Origin of the sequence: Dysgonomonas gadei ATCC BAA-286 (assembly GCF_000213555.1) — a bacterium.
Lineage (GTDB): Bacteria > Bacteroidota > Bacteroidia > Bacteroidales > Dysgonomonadaceae > Dysgonomonas > Dysgonomonas gadei.
This window is the reverse complement of the sequence record NZ_GL891988.1, coordinates 112315-133049: the sequence shown is the minus strand read 5'-3', so window position 1 is coordinate 133049 and position 20735 is coordinate 112315. Positions and strand designations below refer to the sequence as shown.

General features: G+C 40.7%; 15 protein-coding genes. 1 reads left to right on the top strand and 14 read right to left on the bottom strand.

Annotated features, from left to right (window positions below; genetic code table 11):
* Positions 1-144: 144 nt before the first annotated feature.
* The 14 genes from trpS to HMPREF9455_RS16945 all read right to left on the bottom strand — a co-directional run bounded on the left by trpS (position 145) and on the right by HMPREF9455_RS16945 (position 18650).
* Positions 145-1134, bottom strand: coding sequence for a tryptophan--tRNA ligase (gene trpS / locus HMPREF9455_RS17010; protein WP_006800979.1), 990 nt, complete (start codon positions 1132-1134; stop codon positions 145-147).
* A 653-nt stretch (positions 1135-1787) separates the two neighbouring features.
* A complete protein-coding gene (locus HMPREF9455_RS17005) occupies positions 1788-4886 on the bottom strand; it encodes an efflux RND transporter permease subunit (RefSeq protein ID WP_006800978.1) in 3099 nt (1032 codons plus the stop codon).
* A gap of 3 nt (positions 4887-4889) precedes the next feature.
* Positions 4890-5978, bottom strand: a complete 1089-nt coding sequence (locus HMPREF9455_RS17000) for an efflux RND transporter periplasmic adaptor subunit (RefSeq protein ID WP_006800977.1) — start codon at positions 5976-5978, stop codon at positions 4890-4892.
* 4 nt (positions 5979-5982) lie between these two features.
* Positions 5983-7275, bottom strand: coding sequence for a TolC family protein (locus HMPREF9455_RS16995; protein ID WP_044216618.1), 1293 nt, complete (start codon positions 7273-7275; stop codon positions 5983-5985).
* A 113-nt stretch (positions 7276-7388) separates the two neighbouring features.
* On the bottom strand, positions 7389-8078 hold the full coding sequence (locus HMPREF9455_RS16990) for a ComF family protein (RefSeq protein WP_006800975.1): 690 nt from the start codon (positions 8076-8078) through the stop codon (positions 7389-7391).
* A complete protein-coding gene (locus tag HMPREF9455_RS16985; protein WP_006800974.1) occupies positions 8059-8544 on the bottom strand; it encodes a regulatory protein RecX in 486 nt (161 codons plus the stop codon). Before HMPREF9455_RS16985 ends, HMPREF9455_RS16990 begins: the two co-directional genes overlap by 20 nt.
* A 5-nt stretch (positions 8545-8549) precedes the next feature.
* A complete protein-coding gene (gene prmC / locus HMPREF9455_RS16980) occupies positions 8550-9407 on the bottom strand; it encodes a peptide chain release factor N(5)-glutamine methyltransferase (RefSeq protein ID WP_245532203.1) in 858 nt (285 codons plus the stop codon).
* Positions 9382-10608, bottom strand: coding sequence for a GTPase HflX (gene hflX / locus HMPREF9455_RS16975; RefSeq protein WP_006800972.1), 1227 nt, complete (start codon positions 10606-10608; stop codon positions 9382-9384). The genes prmC and hflX overlap by 26 nt, the downstream gene beginning before the upstream one ends.
* Positions 10609-10631: 23 nt before the next feature.
* Positions 10632-12659: a glycoside hydrolase domain-containing protein gene (locus HMPREF9455_RS16970; RefSeq protein ID WP_006800971.1), complete on the bottom strand. Its 2028-nt coding sequence runs from the start codon at positions 12657-12659 to the stop codon at positions 10632-10634.
* 185 nt (positions 12660-12844) lie between these two features.
* A complete protein-coding gene (gene rplS / locus HMPREF9455_RS16965; RefSeq protein ID WP_006800970.1) occupies positions 12845-13204 on the bottom strand; it encodes a 50S ribosomal protein L19 in 360 nt (119 codons plus the stop codon).
* Positions 13205-13360: 156 nt separating this feature from the next.
* A complete protein-coding gene (locus HMPREF9455_RS16960) occupies positions 13361-14077 on the bottom strand; it encodes a hypothetical protein (protein ID WP_006800969.1) in 717 nt (238 codons plus the stop codon).
* Between the two features lie 5 nt (positions 14078-14082).
* Positions 14083-14760, bottom strand: coding sequence for a M15 family metallopeptidase (locus HMPREF9455_RS16955; RefSeq protein WP_044216616.1), 678 nt, complete (start codon positions 14758-14760; stop codon positions 14083-14085).
* The gene (locus tag HMPREF9455_RS16950) at positions 14750-15604 is read right to left on the bottom strand and encodes a hypothetical protein (RefSeq protein WP_006800967.1); all 855 of its coding nucleotides are present in this window, start codon (positions 15602-15604) and stop codon (positions 14750-14752) included. The genes HMPREF9455_RS16955 and HMPREF9455_RS16950 overlap by 11 nt, the downstream gene beginning before the upstream one ends.
* A complete protein-coding gene (locus HMPREF9455_RS16945) occupies positions 15576-18650 on the bottom strand; it encodes a serine hydrolase domain-containing protein (protein WP_006800966.1) in 3075 nt (1024 codons plus the stop codon). Before HMPREF9455_RS16945 ends, HMPREF9455_RS16950 begins: the two co-directional genes overlap by 29 nt.
* Before the next feature lie 584 nt (positions 18651-19234).
* On the opposite strand from HMPREF9455_RS16945, the gene hisS reads away from it, so the two are divergent.
* Complete coding sequence (hisS, locus tag HMPREF9455_RS16940; protein ID WP_044216633.1) at positions 19235-20599, top strand: histidine--tRNA ligase; 1365 nt, start codon at positions 19235-19237, stop codon at positions 20597-20599.
* The last annotated feature ends 136 nt before the right edge of the window (positions 20600-20735 follow it).

The following is a 20735-nucleotide window of genomic DNA, read 5'->3' as shown; positions in this document are numbered from 1 at the left end:
AAAGATTTGTTTATAATCTACTTAGCATTTTTATATATACAAACGTAATGAAAAAAATCGGTATATTATATAAGGAAATCTTAAATATATACCGATTTCTGTATGCTTAGAGGCACAGAGTATATTGGAGGGAAGTCCCGATAATCAGAACTTATGTATCCCCATTATTTCCCTTACCTCGTTTATCGTTTTGCGTGCGCTCTCACGTGCTTTCTCAGCTCCTTCGGTGGCAACTTTATGCAAATACGCGTCATCGTTCTTAATATCGATAATACGTTCACGTATAGGAGTCGTGACCTTTATGATGTCTTCGGCCAGCTGTTTTTTCAAGTCTCCGTAACGTATCTCGCAAGTATTCCACTTGTCTTCGAAATGCTGAACAACATCTTCTGTAGAAACTACTTTCAATATTGTAAACAGGTTTTCTATATATTCCGGCTTTTCGGAGTTCGGAGCTTTAGGGCCTTCATCGGTCAGGGCACGTTTTACTTTTTTCTCTATACTTTTCGGGTCCTCGTCCAGATAGATACAGTTGCCTTCCGATTTCCCCATCTTGCCACTGCCATCCAAACCCGGTATTTTTATCAGTTCCTGTCCGAAGTTATAAGCTACGGGCTCTTTGAAGTATTCCACGCCATAAAGGTTATTGAAACGACGGGCAAACTTACGGGTCATCTCCAGATGCTGTTCCTGGTCCTTACCTACAGGCACTTTATCAGCATTGTGCAGTAATATATCGGCAGCCATGAGGGTTGGATAAGTCAATAGCCCTGCATTTACATTATCCTGATGTTTTCTTGCCTTTTCCTTGAACGAAACGGTTTTGGACAGTTCGCCCAGATACGCGTGCATATTCAAAAGCAAGTACAATTCACACACTTCGGTTACATCGCTCTGTATATATATAGTCGATATTTCGGGGTCTATACCGGCTGCAAGATATTCTGTCAATACACCCTTTACATTGCCGTGCAATATCTTAGGATCGGGATGTGTGGTCAGCGAATGATAATCTGCTATGAAAAAGAAGCATTTGTTTTCATGCTGCATTCTTGTAAAATTTCTCAGTGCACCGAAGTAATTTCCAAGATGCAGATTCCCTGTAGAGCGGATACCGCTTAAAACTGTTTCCATATGTGTTTATATTCTGTTTTTGATATGCAAAGATAGTCAAAATCTGCAAAATGCCGGATATATCTTACTTATTGTATCCGGACCGGTAAGTAGTAAACAGTTAACAGTCATCAGTTATCAGTTAACAACTTGTATCTCGTGTCTTGTCTACTCGTATCTCATATTACTTTCAACTTATTACTCAATACTTACTACTTGTTAAAAGGTAACAAAGGTTACACATATTTCAGCTATTAGCTGATAGCTTTTAGCCGTTAGCTATTTAGTTTAGTAATCCGTAATTACCCGAAGTTACTATTTCAAAAAGGTAACAAAGGTAACAGTCTTTTTAGCCTTTGTGCCCTTTGTGTATTTGGTGGTTAAAACTATTTACCACAAGGGACACAAAGATTTACACCAAGAACACTATATAAAAGGTAACAAAAGTAACAGGCTTTACATACTTTTTTCATTGCTTCTTTTTTCTCTTTCGAGAACAGGATAGGGCACGATTAGTTACAACTAAAAAAAGGTAACAAAAGTAACACATTATGTCACCTTTTTGTTGTTACCTTTTTCGTCTCAAACCTTATTAAAACACTAAAAAACTTAACACACTATATTTTCAAAGAACTTTATATATAGATAAAGATTCCGGACATTATTCACGTTCATTATTTATCCTTTAGCCGCTTATCTCTCCTGTATGCGAAATAGAACACCTGTGGCAGAACTGTAAAGGATAAAATCATACAAATAAGAATCCCTCCTACTATCATTATTGCCAACGGTCTTTGAATCTCCGAGCCCATACCCTGTGACAAAGCCGCAGGGAATAATCCCATCGAACCCATCAATGCAATCATCAGTACAGGCCTGATACGGCTTTTCACAGCATCGTCGATTGCCAGCCGTAGGTTCCGGGTACGCTGCATACGGGCTTTCATCAGGGTGATCAATAATATACTATCTATAGCCGTAATACCAAACAGAATGATAAACCCTATCCCTGCCGATATACCGAATACCGTACCTGTAACCCACAAAGAAATAAATCCTCCGATAAAGGCGTAAGGAATGGCGCTTGCTGCGATAAGCGTATCCTTGACCGTCCCAAAGTTAAGGTAGAGCAAGAAAAGGATAAGAAGCAACACCGCAGGAATGATAACCGCCAACCTTGCCGTAGCCCGTTGCTGGCTTTCAAATTCTCCGGCCCAGACCATTTTGTTTTCAGTCTTAAGCATTACACTTTCACTCACTTTTTTCTGAGCTTCGGCAATGGTAGACCCTAAATCACGGTCACGTATACTGAATCCGATGCCCACATACCGGCTGCTGCCTTCACGATAGATAAACGTCGGGCCTGTAATAAACCGGATATCGGCTATCTCTTTTAACGGAACATACTTGCCTTCCATTGTCGGGATCAGAATATTTCCTATTTTATCTTCATTGTCCCTGTACTCTTTCTGAAAACGTATCTGGACATCAAATGTACGCTCGCCCTCATAAAACGTTGTGGCGGCTTTCCCCCCGATAGCCATTTCCACTACGGCCTGCGCATCAGCCATAGATACCGCATAACGGGCCATTCGCGACTCTTCCAGCTTTATCTGTAACTCAGGTAATCCTACACTCCTGAAAACATTTACATCCTCCACTCCCCTCACATTCTTTATGGCAGCGGCAGTCTGGTCGGCCAGACCTTCCATCTGGGAAAGGTCGGAACCGAATATTTTAATCACCAGAGAACTTTTCACTCCGGCCACATATTCTTCTACATTGTCCTGAATAGGCTGACTGAATGCGAGTATAATACCCGGATATATATCGAGTGAATCCTTGATCTCGGCTAACAGCTCATCCTTTTTGATTTTTCTCTTCCATTCTTTTTCTGGTTTAAGTTGCGCATGGAATTCTATATTAAAAAAACCTGTGGCATCTGTTCCGTCGTTAGGCCGGCCGGTCTGCGACAAGATAAATTCTATTTCATCGAACCGGCGGAGTTTTTGCTTCATTTCTTTGGTGGTCCGCACCGATTCGTCAAGATTTACACTATTTGGCAATGTTGCACGGATATAAATTGCTCCTTCATTCATACTGGGTATAAACTCAGTACCCCAAAAACACATGCGAACGACACAAACAGTTAACAGCAGGCAGAAAGTTATAATTGCGCCTTTACGGTACCGGGAACTGAACAAATAGACTTTATGTAAGGCAGATGTGAAAAACCTGCTGATAAAATTCGTTTTCTCCTCAACCGGTTTATTCAATAATATCTTACACATGACCGGCACATAAGTAAGCGAAAGAATCAAAGAGCCCAATAGAGCATACCCGAGCGTGAAAGCCAATGGAGAGAACATCTTGCCTTCTACTTTCTGAAATGAAAATATAGGGAATAATGCTACTACAAGGATAACCTGTGCAAAAAAGATGTGGGACGCCACACTCCCCGCGCTTTTCTTTATAAGTCCGCTTTTCGATATTTTAGTGAAGCGCTGCCCTAGCTCTTTCGACCGTTTCTCCATCGCTACAAATATGATTTCTACGATGACGAGCGTTCCCTCCAGCAATAAACCAAAATCGAGCGCTCCCATCGAGATCAGGTTAGCAGGTAATCCCTGTATCCGCAACACAATGATAGCAAACAAAAACGATAGCGGAATCACAGTGGCTACAATTACAGTTGTACGCCAGTTGAAAAGAAATACAAATACAACTATGGAAACTAAGATAATCCCTTCCAGCAAATTTCTCATAACTGTATGCACTGTAGAATCCACTAAAGTAGTACGGTCGAGGAAAGGCTCTATCTTCACATTTTCAGGTAATATGCGGTCATTCAACTCGGTAATCTTCTCTTTCAGATGCCCGATCACTTCACTTGGATTTTGCCCTCTGAGCATAATTACAATACCCTGCACCACATCATCTTCGTCGTCCAAACCTACCTGCCCGAGTCTGGGCTTGGAGGAAACATCTACTGTTGCCACCTGCTTCACCCGGATAGGAGTCCCACCCTTTACCTCAATCAGTATATTTTCAATATCTTCCACACTCTCCAGCAAACCGATCCCCCTGACTACATAAGCCTGACTCCCTTTTTGAATAATGTCTCCGCCGACATTGATGTTACTCTTCGACACGGCTTCGTAAACCTCAAGGGGAGATAAATTATAATTATTCAGCTCTGCCGGATTTACCTTTATCTCAAACATCTTTTCTTCCCCGCCAAAACTGGCTATACTGGCTACTCCGGGCACAGAGAGCAACTCCCGCTCCACTATCCACTCGTTTATGGCAGCTACCTCCCGGATAGGCAGGTCGCTTTTTAGCACATACCTGTATATTTCACCCGTTGCACCGGATGGCGGTTCTATCGAAGGGTCTGTCCCCTCCGGCAGATCCAGATCCTGCATCCTGTTGGATGAATACTGCTGGGCAAAGAAATCATCCACCCCGTCTTCGAAAATAACAGTGACTACCGACAACCCGAATAAAGATGTGGAGCGTACATCCGTTTTACGCGGAATGGTGTTCATTTCCTTCATAATAGGAAGGGTTACGAACTTCTCTACTTCTTCTGCGCTTCTTCCCGGCCATTGCGTAATTATCCGTACGCGGGTGTTTGTTACATCTGGGTACGCTTCTATAGGGGTATGTATATAACAAACGATGCCCGCGACAAATAAAAGTGTAGTTAAGAAAAGTATGAGTATATGATTGCGAAGCGCAAATGCTATGATATTTTCTACAAACTTATGCATGATTTAATTCTCTTTAAGGCCTGAATATATCAGCAGTTGATTTTTCACGACAACATTCTCGCCTTCCGATAATCCGGATGCAATGTATGTTGTCTTGTTATTGTGACCGCGAAGGTTTACTTCTCTTATCTTAAAACTATCCGGGGACTCTTCCACTACCACAAAGTAGCGGTCGTCATCAAAAACCAGAGCATCGGAGGGTACAGACACAAACTGCTCATGCGCCTCATTTTTCAATTTAATTACAACCGACATTTCAGGTTTGAACTTCATGTCTTTATTAGGCATAATAATCCTTGCCTTCAGAACTTTCTCTTCCGGGTCAAAAACCTGCGATAATTGATTTATCTTCCCGGAGAATACCTCTCCCGGATAAGAAAGAGTAGTTATAGCTACCTCCATCCCTTCTTTCACAAAAAGGAGGTTGCTGGCATATACATTAGCCGTTATCCATACCGTGCCGAGATCGGCTACCGTAAACAAAGGTTCGCTGTCGGTCGACACCGTACTGCCCGAGGATACATTCTTATTTACTATATAGCCGGTCATCGGCGCCTTAATAGAAAAAGTACCATTTCCTTTATTTATGCCATGTACGGCGATATCACTCTGGCTTTTGTTGTACGCCGCCTGCGCCTGTTTCAGCCGTGCCTGCGCTTCCAGTAATTCTTTTTCCGACAGCATGTTGTCATCATACAGCGACTGGGCTGTCTGGAGTTCCCGTTGGGCTATTTTCACATCCGATTCCGAAACTATGGATTCTGACTGTAACGAACTGAGGTCGGAACTTCTTATATCTAACAGTGTCTGTCCTCTCTGTACTTTATCACCCAGTGAAAAATAGGTACGGTCTGCGATTCCATTCACGAGCGATACATAGTTGATCACTTTATCAGGATTATATTCTACCTTTCCGGTTAATACCAGTTCTTCGTTCTGATTATCCAGTCCGGCCCTTACTGTTCTTACGTTTTGTAAAAAGGCCTTATTTATCTTATCCGGGGTTGTCGCGCTTTCGGTTTTCCCTGAACAAGAGAATAGTAAGACGATACAAAATATCCCCAGTCCTTTCTTAATTTGCTTCTTTATCATAGTTTTATCTTATTTCTGTACCAACGGTATATTGTAGTTCCTCAAACTGTATACTTACTTTTTTCCTGGCTGTAAGCACCGTTTGCTTATTCGCTCTGTATGCATCCATAAAGTCTATATATTCGAGCATATTAATATTTCGGTTCTGCAAGTTCTTTGTGTATGTATCGAGCATATTGTCCAGTTCAGGGAGCAGACTGTCATCGTTTATCTTTTTATAGAAGGCATAAGTATAAACATAGTTGTTGTAGGATGCAGCGACTTCGTGCTGTATAACATTCTGTTGTTGCCGGGCCAGATACAGGCTTTGGTCCCTACTTATACGCGCAGCCCTGATATTCCCCTGATTACGGTTGAAGAAAGGCAGGTCTACACTGACACCAAAACCTATAAAATCCTTCCAGACTCCGCCATACCGGTCATAGTTCGCACTGATTGTCAAATCGGGCACTCTTAACGATTTTTCGTAGGCAAGTGATTTTTCGTGGTATTGTGTTTGCAGCTTGTACAATTTCATATCGGGGCGCGATTCTTCGGCTAATTCCATTAAGCGGGCTAACAAAATAGAATCGGGGCTTTTTTGAGGAATCCCATCCTCTTCTATCTCAAGATTTGTAAACGGATCTACATTCAATAATACTTTAAGTGTTTTTTGCTGTTCGTTCAGGTCAGACAGGACTTCGTTTATTTCATTCTCCAGTTCAAGGAAGGAAGACTGTAGCCGGAGTAATTCGTTTTTAGCAATATTTCCCTGGGACACCTGCTTCTTATGCGATTCGATAAGCCGGGATAATGATTCCCGCTGATTTGTCAATATAGCCAGATACGCTTGCGAATATTGTATTTCGTAAACAGAGTTGCGCAGTTCGACTTTAAGTCCCCGCAATACCTCTTCAAATTCCTGCAATGCTATTTCCTTCGAAACCTTTTCTCTATTAACGAGTTTCCATCTTTTATTTGCCGTTTGAATCAATTGGCTGAGTTCGATGCTGAATTCCGTATTTTTTGCAAACGATCCGAACAACGGGGGGATAACTTCACTTTCTCCATCCCGTTGCGATCTGGTAGACCATAAATTTACGTCACTGACAGATAAATTGGGATTGTCCCACAATTTTGCCTGTGCTATAGCGGCATCTGCAATATCGACATCGAAACGGGTTGCGATCAGTTGAAGATTGTTGGACAGGAATAATGACTCAACCTCCCCAACTGTCAATTTTATTGATTTATCCTCTTGGGCAAAAAGACATAACTCACTGAAAAAAAGCAGCAATAAATATAAATATTTTTTCATTAGGTGGAACTGATATTCTTTGCTGCAAAGATATATCTCAAAGATTAGACGCATCTTTGAGGTATATTAGATATAGGTTACAGGTACATTAGAAATGGATTAGAAAGAAACGGTCAGCCTGCTGTTCCCACAGCATAAATACTGATCCTGCAATCTTTACATTTCAGTACTTCTTTCGCACACGATTCGAGGGTAGAACCTGTAGTAATTACATCATCTACCAGCAAAATATGTTTTCCTTCAAAATTTTCTGTATCAGACAGGCTGAAGATATCCTCTACATTTTTCCATCTGTCGAAGCGGGCATTCTTTGTCTGAGACTTATTATTTACTTTCCGGATAAGAGTTTTATCATCTATCGGAATGCCTGTTATATCCGATATGCCTTTACAAATCTCAAGAGACTGATTGTACCCTCTTTCTTTCTGGCGTCCGGGATGCAGGGGAACGGGAACCAGATAATCTATATCCGCAATGAAAGCACTATCCTTGATATTCTCTCCGCACAACGCTCCGATAAAACGCCCTATTTCCGGATTACGTTTATATTTCAGTTCGTGAATTATACTTTGAATGCTTCCTCCTTTAACAAAGTAAGCGAACGCCGCTATTTGTTGGAATGGTATCCGTCCGGCAAAGAATTGTTCAAGACGGTTATCAGGCTGTAAATGAAAATTCGTTCTGGGTAATAATAGTAAACAATCGGTACATATATGCTCTTCACCTTCGCTTAATCTTTGATTACAGACTACACAAAGGTCAGGGAAAAAGAGATTAAGAAAATCACGAAATAAATTCCTCATAATCACCTCCGAGCAATTTGTCCACACATCTGATTGCCAAATCCATAGAGAACCCGCGGCCAAGAGCAAAACGGATTAGTTTTGTCTTTCGTTCATATTCTGTCTTTGCTTTTACCGATTTAGCTTTTATAGTCAGGATATGCATCAGCTGTTTTTCGAATTCATCGCCGGACAGGTCTTCCAATATCGGATTGTAAACCGATTCGGGGATATTCCGTTTTCTTAGTTCATAAACGATTTTCGTTTTTCCCCATTTATTGAATTTCAACTTATCATTAATAAAACTCCCTGCAAATCGGGTATCATCAAGATAGCGTTCCTTCTTTAGGCGGTCAAGTATCCGTTTAATGGCTTCGTCCGGTAATTCCCATGCCACAAGCTTCTTACGCACATCGAACTCACATCGTTCCGCTTTGGAACAATAGGCTGCTACACGATTGAGGGCTTGAGGTTCGGAAAGTTTCATTCGGTTTATTGTTTTAGTTCAGCTCTTATCATACGGTCTTTCTTACTTAAATCCTGAAACAAGGCAACCTCTGTAAAGCCCTTTTCTTCAAGCATTTTTACAGTCTCTGCACCTTTTGCCTGATTGATCTCAAAATAAAGCCTTCCGGCCGGAGTTAATAAATTCAACGCTATATCTGCTATCCGCTTATAGAACAAGAGCGCGTTATTGTCGGTTACAAAGAGAGCCGTATGAGGTTCATATTCCAACACATTCCGTTCCATTTGCTCCTTTTCACTTTCCAATACATATGGCGGATTGCTGACAATAATATCATACTTCTTATCTGTGGGATAATCTCCCAGCACATCTACCCTGCCAAACGAAATATCTGTTGAGTTTGCTTTTGAATTAAGTGCGGCTACATCCAATGCTTTATACGAAATGTCCCATGCCGAAACCGAAGTCCTAGCCATATTTTTCGCCAAAGCAACCGCAATAGCTCCACTACCTGTCCCGATATCTAATAAGCTTAACTCTGATTTTTTATTTTCTTTGAGAATAAGTTCAACTAACTCTTCTGTTTCAGGGCGAGGAATAAGTACATTTTCGTTCACAGAAAAGGGCAATCCGAAAAACTCAGTTTCTCCTATGATATACTGTATAGGCTCGTATTGCTTCAGCCGCTTCAGGATAACATCTATCCGGTTGTGTAATTCGGGTGTAGAAACAGGCGGATCTATAAACACCTGCGGATAAGGCATCTTTGTGATATATTCTATTATAATACGCGTAAATCCCGAAATTTCACTTTCGGGATAATACGCATTTAATGACTCTTTTATGTACGAAACTACCTTACGCATCGTTAGCTTCATCATCATACTTCTGAAAAAGAAAATCATTATACGGATAGCGCTCTATATGAATGGCTTTTACCCGTTCGTAAACTTTCTTTTTCAATTCATCAATATTGATCTTTTGTTTTGCCGAGATAAAGATGCAGTCATCATGCAACTTGTGCATCCACGATTTCTCCAGTTCTTCCAGAGATATATTCTCTTTTGTGGCAGGCGTCAGATCATCCTCATCTTTCGGCGTGTAGGTAAAAGCATCCACCTTGTTAAATACCAGAATAGTAGGTTTCTCTTCCTTGTCTATCTCCAAAAGCGTTTTATTCACCACCTCAATCTGTTCTTCAAAGTTTGGATGGGAAATATCCACTACATGAACCAGCAAATCCGCTTCACGAACCTCGTCCAGTGTAGATTTGAAAGATTCTACCAAATGAGTCGGCAACTTACGGATAAATCCTACCGTATCCGATAACAGAAACGGAAGATTGTCGATAATCACTTTGCGCACTGTTGTATCCAATGTGGCGAACAGTTTATTCTCTGCAAAAACTTCAGACTTACTCAACAGGTTCATCAAGGTAGATTTACCCACATTGGTATATCCCACAAGGGCAACGCGCACCATTTTACCTCTGTTCTTACGCTGTGACGCCATCTGTTTGTCTATATTCTTCAACTCTTCTTTCAGTAAAGCGATCTTGTTGAGAATGATACGGCGGTCGGTTTCCAGCTGGGTTTCCCCTACCCCACGCATCATCACACCTCCGCCTCGCTGACGGTCGAGGTGAGTCCACATACGGGTAAGCCGGGGCAACAGGTATTGATATTGCGCCAGTTCTACCTGAGTCTTTGCATAAGCGGTCTGTGCACGCATGGCAAAAATATCCAGAATAAGGCTGGTACGATCCAGAATCTTCACCTGTAACTCCTTTTCTATATTGCGAATCTGTTTCGGAGACAGTTCATCGTCGAAGATTACGAGGTCTATTTCGTTGTCTTCCATATACTGTTTTATCTCCTGTAGCTTTCCGGTTCCCACAAACGTAACAGGGTTGGAATGCTCCAGTTTCTGAGTGAAGTTTTTTACAGGGATAATGCCTGCTGTTTCGGCGAGGAATGCCAGTTCATCGAGGTATTCATTTACCTGTTCTTCGGTCTGGTATTGTGTAATAAGGCCTACAAGAACGGCCTCTTTATTTTTTGATTCTGATATGATAAAATCTCTCATATAAATTTATTCTGTATTAATTTTTAATACTCCAGTTCCAGTGTACCACCTTTGACAATATCATTGTGGCTGATTCTGAAATCCGGTATAATATTCCCGTTAAATGTTACCTGTCTGATTATATCCGCAGGCGATTTACGATTCTTTACTTTGATGTTCAATTTTTTACCATTATCCAGATGGATAACCACCGACTCATAGAACGGTGATGTGATTTCATACCAAGGCTCCCCTATTACGAGAGGAAAAAGACCGATAGATGAAAATACATACCATGCACTCATTGTTCCATCATCTTCATCCATCTCGGGCATAAAACCTTTAGGTTCAGCCTTGAATGGCTTGCCATAATATGGAACAGGGTATTCGGCATTCCCTCCGTAAAGATGATTCAAGTTTTCTTTTATTATCCGCCGGACTGCTTTCTGAGACTTTGCATATTGCCCTAATCTATTGAAGATATAAGGAGTATGTATCCCGACTTCATTACCCTGATTGAAAAGGTTATTAGCAAAGAAATAATCGAGCTGTTCTTCCAACTTTTCTTTTCCTCCTACACTTTCTATCATTTCGTCCAGATATTGAGGTAGTGCCCAGCGATATTGCCAGCGAGTTCCCTGATAGAGACCGCTATTGCGCATTTTCACATAAGAATCGTCAATATTTTTGAATTCTTTATTCCATGTCTGTATAAATGTATTTTTTGCTTTTTCGTTATAATATTCTGCATCACCAGTCCTTCTCAATATTCCGGCTATCTGAGCCATTGCCCACCAGTCGATGCAACTTTCGAGTGTTTGATCGGGACGATTGGCCGGAAGATTATCCATTTCCTTTTTCATCCCTTCATATGCTTCTTCCAAATGAATATTGGGTATACCTTTCTTGTATGCATCCAATAAGACTGCGATTGTATGTTCGGTACGTACAGTAGGTGTTGATTCAAATTTTGTGGCCCAGTCTTTTTTGCCATAAACATAAAGTTTGCATAAAGAATTTGCAATATCACGCATTGATTTTGTATCCAGTAATGTTATTAAGGGGAATTTTGTACGGTATGTATCCCACATAGACCATGAACTGTAATACATGAAATCTTCTTTCGGGTATATAGTGCCATCGGTACCCAAAAATCTGTTATCGGAGGAGGTAGTGTTAGCCGGACTAAGAAATGTCCTGTAAATAGAAGTATAGAACAAGGTCTTATCCTCAGTACTTCCTCCCTTCACATCCACTCGCGACAACATATCTTCCCATTTATCGGCAGCCTGCTTCTTTGCTATATCAAAAGTGAGCTTACAAGCTATGGCATTTTCTTCTTTTGCAGTGGCAATATCTATCGGCGATATGGCTATTCGCAGTTCAACAGGTTTCCCATCTGTGTTCTTAAATAGTAATTCAGTATCATATTCACTTGTTGAGACTGAGCTAAATGTCTTGTTAGTGGTTAAATAAAAATAGAGTTTAAACGCGCCATGATCGCATGTGTTTCCGGCATGAATATAGCCTTCTATCTCGGTATCTGAAATAATCTCATATTTCGCATCCAATACCTTGGTAAAAGAAGCTCCGACATTCAATGTCAGATTTGCCTCTTTGTCTGATGGATAATAAAACCGCTCGAAAGCGACATTGTTAGTTGCTGTGAATTCAGTTTTCACCCCATTATCCAAGACCACGGAATAATAACCGGGCGTAGCAGTTTCTGTCTTCTTATTTATATTCAATGTTTCTTTTTTCAGGGCGGGCCGTACACTTAAATTCCCACCCGCTCCACTGCATCCTATTCCCGAAATACGATTGATAGAGAATCCTGATATTTTAGTTACATCATAATCATAACCAACATGTGTCCTTGGGTCGGAATCGGGACAGATACGCACCATACCGTAAGGAACGCATGCGGCAGGATCAACCTGACCATTATCCCCTGCTGTTCCAATAAAAAGGTTTACATATTCACTTTTCTTTTGAGCGAGAATGAAATTGATATTGACAACAAATGTAACAACCAGAATTATAATCAAATAATAAATCTCTCTTATTTTCATAAATCAATGCCTATGGAAATGGAATATAAAAGGTTAAAGATAAAAATATTTTAGGACAAGTACAGAATCGGAATCAGGATAGTAACCATAATTAATTTCCGGGATATTGTTCCGAAATAAAAAAAGAGCCTGTTTGTAGACAGACTCTCCTATATCTTTTTCCGTGCAACCGACAGAATAAGAAATTAAGCTTGCTTTGCAACTCTTTTTTCTTTGATTCTGGCTTTTTTACCTGTAAGACCACGTAGGTAATACAATTTAGCACGACGAACTTTACCAACTTTATTTACAGTGATACTGTCAATAAATGGAGATTCGAGAGGGAAAATTCTTTCTACACCAATGTTATCAGACATTTTGCGAACTGTGAAACGTTTCTTCTCACCATGTCCCGAAATTTTGATAACTACACCGCGATACTGCTGAACACGTTCTTTGTTACCCTCTTTAATGCGGTAAGCAACGGTTACTGTATCCCCGCTTTTAAATTTAGGATGCTCTTTTCCTGTAGCAAATGCTTCTTCAGCGACTTTAATTAAATCCATGATTATATGATGGTTTTTTGTTAATATACGCAATATACACGAGCCTCTCCCGTCAGAGATTACGCAAAGCGGATGCAAAGATAAATATATTTTGCAAATATGCAAAGGTCTTACTTCCTTTATTTTAGTATAAATGCATCAACATATGGCAGATATCTATTTTAAAGAGGGATCATATATATATACATTAGCAACACCCCTCGGCGATACTTGCCACATAGCCTGATAATAATTATTTGTACTCCCATTATTTGCAACGATATATACAATATCTTTCGGCTCATTGTAATATACCACCATGTTATCAATTTCAGGCTCAAACAGGTGCTCATAAACTTTTTTAGGGAAGACAATATTTTTTCCTTTTATTGTTACCGATATAGACTGGTAGCGTAATTTAGGAGCTGCCCATCTTGAAGTTCCTTTTGCCGGTTTACCATTTACTGTATAGCCCCCATTGTTGCCAAGCTTAACAGAAGTATCTTTTGAGGTTACATTCGCTACAGCAATATGAACCCTTACGTTATCGTTCTTAAAAGAGATTGTTCCATGAGACGACAGTCTTTCTACCTCTACGATATCATAATCATCTATCCGCATCAGTTTAGTACCCTGTATATACCCCCTTCTGGTATCTCTCGATGGGAGGTAATAATCTACATAACGCCATGGGTCTGCCTCCGGAACTGGAGGAAACATGTAGAACACCGAATCGTTAGGTACAATTGTTGTATTATTCAAGTCTCCCAAACGAGGGCTGAAGTCGATCCTCCCTCTGATCGTATCCTGAGCTACAACAAATTGTGCAGATGCATTATATGCAAAAGCACTCAGGAAAAATAACATGAGTAAAATTGTGTAAGTTTTTTTCATAACCGCTATTCTATTACGTTGTACAATTGCTTAGCTTCCGTCAGCGATACGGCATTGAAATGCCACCACTCGCCCCTGATAGCCAGAAAACCCGCTTGTGTCATTACCTTGCGCAGCAATTTTCTGTTTGCTACCTGCTGCATGGTTAATACCCCCTGCTCTATCAACTCGGCCTCCTTGTTTATTCCGGCAGCACGCCCGAAAAAGTCGAAAGGAGTTCCCATATCCAGTGGTTTGCCATTTTTGTCACAGATAGTCAGGTCTACGGCCATACCGTAGTTATGCAATCCTGTGCGGGCGGGATTCGCCACATAAGCAGCATACTTCGTATTTTGTACTACTTTGTACATTTTCTTCTGTACGCTCAATGGGCGGACGGCATCATAAACCAATAGACTTAAACCGGGATAAAGCGTCTTCAGATACTTCTGTGCTTTAACCAATTTGGCTGCCGCAACGGGATGCATATATACATTAAACAAGGTATCGTAAAGAATTGTTTTGGTAAAGTTATCTGGTGTCGCATACTTCAGGTCTGCACGGATTGAAGTATCCAATGTGTGAATATTTACAAGTTCCTTTGCCTGTAAATATCTTTCGAGAACAGAAACACTCCTTTGCCCTTGTACAGAAAGCCATAGCGGGCAAAGAAATAAAAGGAAATATATTATCCTATTCGTCATCCTCCTCTTCGTCATCATCGAAATCAAATTCCTCATATTCCCGGCTTAACACCTCATCTATAACCGCACATACTCTCTCAAACTCAGATGTATCTTTCAATCTGTCGATAGAGGCATATGCTTCCCGTAAAGCCCGTAACATAACAGTATCGTCTTCATTCGCTCCCATTTCGGGACTTTCTACAAACCAGTGTAATTCTCCTTTAAGATTCTCCTTCACCAGATTATAGAAACTCAGAGCCGCGTCCCGTTCTCCTACCTTTTCCTTTATTTGTGCCGATTCGATCATGTCATGCCCCAGCACATTCTTATAGTTGCTCATAATGGCCAGTGTGATTTTAGAACGCATTACGATTACAAAATGTAAGGCTTCCGTATCATCTTTCAGGCGATAATAGTAAACAAAACTCATTAGCGCAGCCCGCAACGTAGACCCTTCTACCAAAATAGTTTCATCGACCCTTCTCATTGGGTATCCGGCCGACTCTTTCTGAATCTGCTCAACCATAACGGGTATTACATCAAACATTCTGTCAACCAATCCAAGACGGACTTCTTCGAAATTCCCGTTTATATCCAAGGAAAACACCAAACGTACCAAATCCCTGAAAAGTGCATTGTTTCCTTCCTCTATCTTTATAAAGTCATATGTTTCGAATGTCTCACTTTTGCCTGTCGACAACAGTTCTTTTATTATCGTGTCCAATATATTGTCCTCTTCACGGGGTAAGGCGGTTAATAGATCATCAATTCTATTTTCAATAATTAAGTCCCATATTTCTTTATCATCGGTTTCGAAAAAAGGTTTTACCTCATCATTCAGCGTCAGTCTGGTCGTCGTCATCAGTGTCGATATTAGTATTAGTATTTATATTAGTTGATTCTGTCAGTTCAGACAAACCTCCACCTTTTCTTGTTGCCCTGTACATTTCCTCCTGTATGCGTTCGCGGATATTCATGCTCATAAGCTGCTTATGTGTACGCTTGTCGTTTATTCTGTTAGACAAAAATATGAAAATTAAATCATTATCTGGGTCTATCCAGAAGCAAGTTCCTGTGAATCCTGTATGACCATACACACTTGCAGGCGCACTTGCCGATGTAGGGCCGGACTTATTAGTTCGCATTTCCGGTTTATCAAAGCCTAATCCCCGGCGTGAGGTCGCGCTTTTCGTTTTGGTGAATAGCTGCCAGGTTTTTTCCGACAAATATTCTTCTCCTCCATATTCTCCTTTATTAAGCCACATCTGATATAACTTAGCCAAATCATTCGCATTGGAAAACAGCCCTGCATTTCCTGAAATACCACCCATAAAAGCAGCTCCTTCGTCATGTACATATCCCTGAATTAACTGCTTACGAAGAAAATCATCCTGTTCGGTAGGTACAATACGGCTCTTATCAAACTTCTTGAGAGGGGTATAAGTCGATGTAACAGATCCCAGTTTGCTAAAGAAATTATCCTGTACAAAAGAATTCAAATCTTCCTTCGACACTTTTTCCACCACTTCTTTCAATAACATAAAATTGAGGCAGCTATACAAATAGGTTTTCCTCGGCCTTAACTTAGAACTAGCTATAGCCGCTATAATCGTATCGTTATAAGCCTTATTTACAAACAATCCGTCAGCCAGAGGGACATAACCTGCTTTTTCGGTTGTGGATACTAAATTAGATTTATATTTATAATCTGTACGCGCCCATGTATTGGAATCGAATAATGCAGAATAAAGGCTCGTGCGGTTCCGGTTAAACAGCTTCCCGTCATAGCTCGATTTATCAATGGCATCCATATAGTACGGAATGAAAGATGTAAGACCTGTCTCATGCAACAACGCCTGACGAATGGTTATCTGTGACTTATCCGTCCCCTTCAACACAGGCACATAGGTGCTGACCGGCGTACTCAGTTTTATCTTCGATTCGTCATACAGCTTCATAATAGCGGGCACTGTAGCAGTAGCCTTGGTCATAGATGCCAAATCGTAAATATCATCATTTGTCACTTTACGGTTTCCGTTATATTCGAACGAACCGAACGAGCGGTTATATACCACGATACCGTCTTTGGCGATCAATACCTGACAACCGGGGTAAGCCTGCGCCTTTATCCCTTCCTGTACTATTGTATCTATTTTGCTAAACCGCCCGGAAGAGATCCCGGCAGCTTCAGGCATATCATAGCTAAGCCTGGTCTTTTTTATATCGATACCCTTTCCTTCTTTAAACAGCCCTTTTACCGTTACAGGTATTTTACCATCGACCTTATTCCCGCCAAATATCGCCTGAGCGGCATAATCCTGCGCCAGATCAGAGTTTTCATAGGCAAGGATAACCCCATCGGCAGCTTTGGCAGACGCAGCATAAGAAGACATACGGTAGGGAACAATAAAGAATGCCATAATTGTCTCTTTTCCCTGGCCAACAGACTGAATCGCAGTATTCGCGTTCCCCCTGTTATTATAAACAGAAACAATAATCGTATTGAACGGTGCTAATTTATCTTTCAACTTTAATAACTCGTCACCATTGGCTACACTAAAACAAGTTACATCCGCATATAACTTCAATGTATTATGAAAAGTATTATCCGCCCGTTCCCCGATCGAAACAGCCACAATCTTTCGCTTATCCAGTTCTTTCAGGGGGATGATCTTCTGATCATCTTTCAATAATGTTACAGCACCCTTGTGCAACTCCCGGTTGATCCATTCGCCATGGGATGTATTCAAATGTTGTATCAGTCCGTTTGTATCTATAGGTCTGGTATCTTTCACACCTAAAATATATTTATAAGCCAGAATCTTTTTACACTTGACAGCTATTAAGTCTTCGCTGAGGACTTTATCTTCCACGGCTTTTTTTACGGATTCATAATCCTTTACCGGGTTCAGCGGCCCTACTAATATATCATTTCCTGCCTGCAATGCCCTTACACAGTAATTTTCTTCGCCGGAAACCCCTTTCATCTGTAACCCGTCGGTAAATATAAGTCCGGAGAAACCGAGTTCCTCCTGAAGCAGGCCGGTAACTATTGATTCTGACAAAGAACTCGGCTGTTTTTTATCGTCCAACGCCGGAATATTCAGATGAGCGATCATCATTCCCGAAAGGCCGTTTTGTATATACTCCCTGAACGGCTTAAATTCTACATCTTCCAACCGATCCTTGTCATGTGTTATCAAGGGCAGTACTTTGTGCGAATCAGTAGATGTATCACCATGCCCGGGAAAGTGTTTCGCTACGGCCATTACTCCTCCCGCCTCCAATCCTTTTGCATACATCACTCCAAGTTTGGACACATTGCCCGGATCTTCCCCAAACGAGCGATTGCCTATAACCGGGTTTGCCGGATTACTGTTTACATCCATAGCCGGAGCAAAATTCACATGAATTCCCATCAATCTGCACTGGCGGGCAACCTCCAACCCGTAATAGTAAAGCAGGGAATCGTTTTGTATTGCGCCCAGCATCATATTCCGGGGAAAACGGATTGTATTGGACAAGCGCATGGATAATCCCCATTCTCCGTCGAGAGAAATCATAAGAGGGACTTTCGCGCTACCTTGTGCCTGATTGGTCAGTTCCGCCTGATTGACGGGAGTACCTTTCGAAAAGAGGATACCTCCTACATGTTGGTCGTTCACCAATGAAAGCATCCTTCTTTTGTTAGCATCTGTATTATCGCCTGCTACGACAGGCATAAACAATTGCCCTATACGCTCCTCCGTCGACATTTGATTATATACAGAGTCTACCCATCTGTTCATCTTTACAGGGTCGGCTGTTTTGTAGAGTGTCGGGGTCTTTTTTTTATTTTCGGTGACTGGTCCGAATGAGCAAAGAACTGTAAATGATACAGCCAGTGCTGTTATATATTTGATGTTCATTCTATTTCTTGTCTAAGGATATTGTGCAGTTGTCTGCTACCTATATGCAAAAATATAACGAATATGCTTTACGGAAAGATTTAGCCCCATTAATTAAACATAGATTAACAAGTAGAATATTACCGGACAATGATTGACAAAAAAAAATCCTAAATCGACATTCAATAGTAAAAAAGGTAACACTTGCGTCAGTTATCAGTTAACAATGCCTTTCTAGTAACTTGTAACTTTCAAAAAAAGGTAACAAAAGTAACAGTCTTTTCAGCCTTTGTGCCCTTTGTGATTCCCTTCGTGTAGTTAGTAGTTGAAAACTCTTTACCACAAGGGGCACAAAGATTTACACAAAGAACACTATATAAAAAGTAACAAAGGTGACAACTTTTACGCATTTTAATTATTGAATTCTTAAACATTAAATTTTAAATACTAAATCCAACACTTCAAAGAACTTTTGGCTAACAGCTTATTGTATAGATAAACTTCTTTTGAAAAAACAAAATCCCGCTTATCCTGATGCATGACTGATTACTAAAAAAATCCTATCTTTGCAACTTAATAATATAATGCATATCAACAGTAAAACTATGTCACAACCGTCTATCCCGAAAGGAACAAGAGATTTTTCGCCGGAAGAAATGGCAAAACGCAACTATATCTTCAATACCATCCGTGAAGTGTTTAAACTGTATGGTTTCCGTCAGATAGAAACCCCGGCCATGGAGAACCTGTCTACATTACTGGGCAAATATGGAGAAGAGGGCGACAAACTACTGTTTAAGATACTGAACTCAGGCGATTACCTGAAAGATATTTCTGATGAAGAACTGTCGGAAAGAAACGTAAACCGTCTTGCAACCAGACTGAGTGAGAAAGGACTTCGTTACGACCTCACCGTACCCTTTGCCCGCTATGTGGTGATGCACCGCAACGAGATAACTTTTCCTTTCAGGCGTTATCAGATACAGCCTGTATGGCGCGCCGACCGGCCGCAAAAAGGACGCTATCGCGAATTTTTCCAGTGCGATGCCGACATTATCGGTTCTGATTCGCTTATCAATGAAGTGGAGCTGATACAAATTATAGATGAAGTATTCAACCGCTTTGGTATCAGGGTATGCATAAAGCTGAACAACCGCAAAATACTGTCGGGCATAGCCGAAATTATAGGTGAGTCGGATAAGATCACAGATATTACAGTTGCCATAGATAAACTGGACAAAATCGGTCTGCAAAAGGTAAATGAAGAACTGGCTTCGAAGGGTATTCCTCAGAAAGCTATTGAGCAGCTTCAGCCGATTATCTTGCTACAGGGCAGTAATGGGGAAAAGCTCGATACACTAAAAACAGTACTTAAAGACTCTGATACAGGAATAAAGGGTGTTGATGAACTAGGCTTTATTCTCAACAGACTAAAAATTATAGGCATTCGCTCCGAACTGGATTTGGATTTAACCCTTGCCCGCGGATTAAACTATTATACAGGAGCGATCATTGAAGTAAAAGCGCTGGATGTACAAATGGGAAGCATCACAGGCGGAGGACGTTACGATAACCTGACCGGAATATTCGGTTTGCCCGGTGTATCCGGGGTGGGTTTCTCTTTCGGAGCAGACCGTATCTTCGATGTATTGAACCAATTGGATTTGTATCCGAAAGATTCAATCCAGAATACACAGGTACTTTTTGTTAACTTCGGAGAAAAGGAGGAAACTTATATATTACCTCTAATCACCAAAATGCGTCAGGCAAATATATCTACCGAAATTTATCCGGAGCAGTCTAAAATGAAAAAACAAATGTCATACGCTGATTCCAATAAAATCCCTTATGTAGCCATTATCGGGGAAAACGAAATGAACGAAGGTAAAATAACACTTAAAAATATGGTGACCGGAGAGCAAGATTTATTGAGCCTCGAGGAATGTATATTAAGTATATCACGGATATAAGAAAAAGCTGACAATAAAATTATACGATTTAGATAATCATCCGTATTCTTAAATTAAGAATACGGATGATTTTGTTTTTTCTAGTATACATTCTCTTACCAGGATAAAAAGAAATTCTGTATCAAAATTAGAGGAA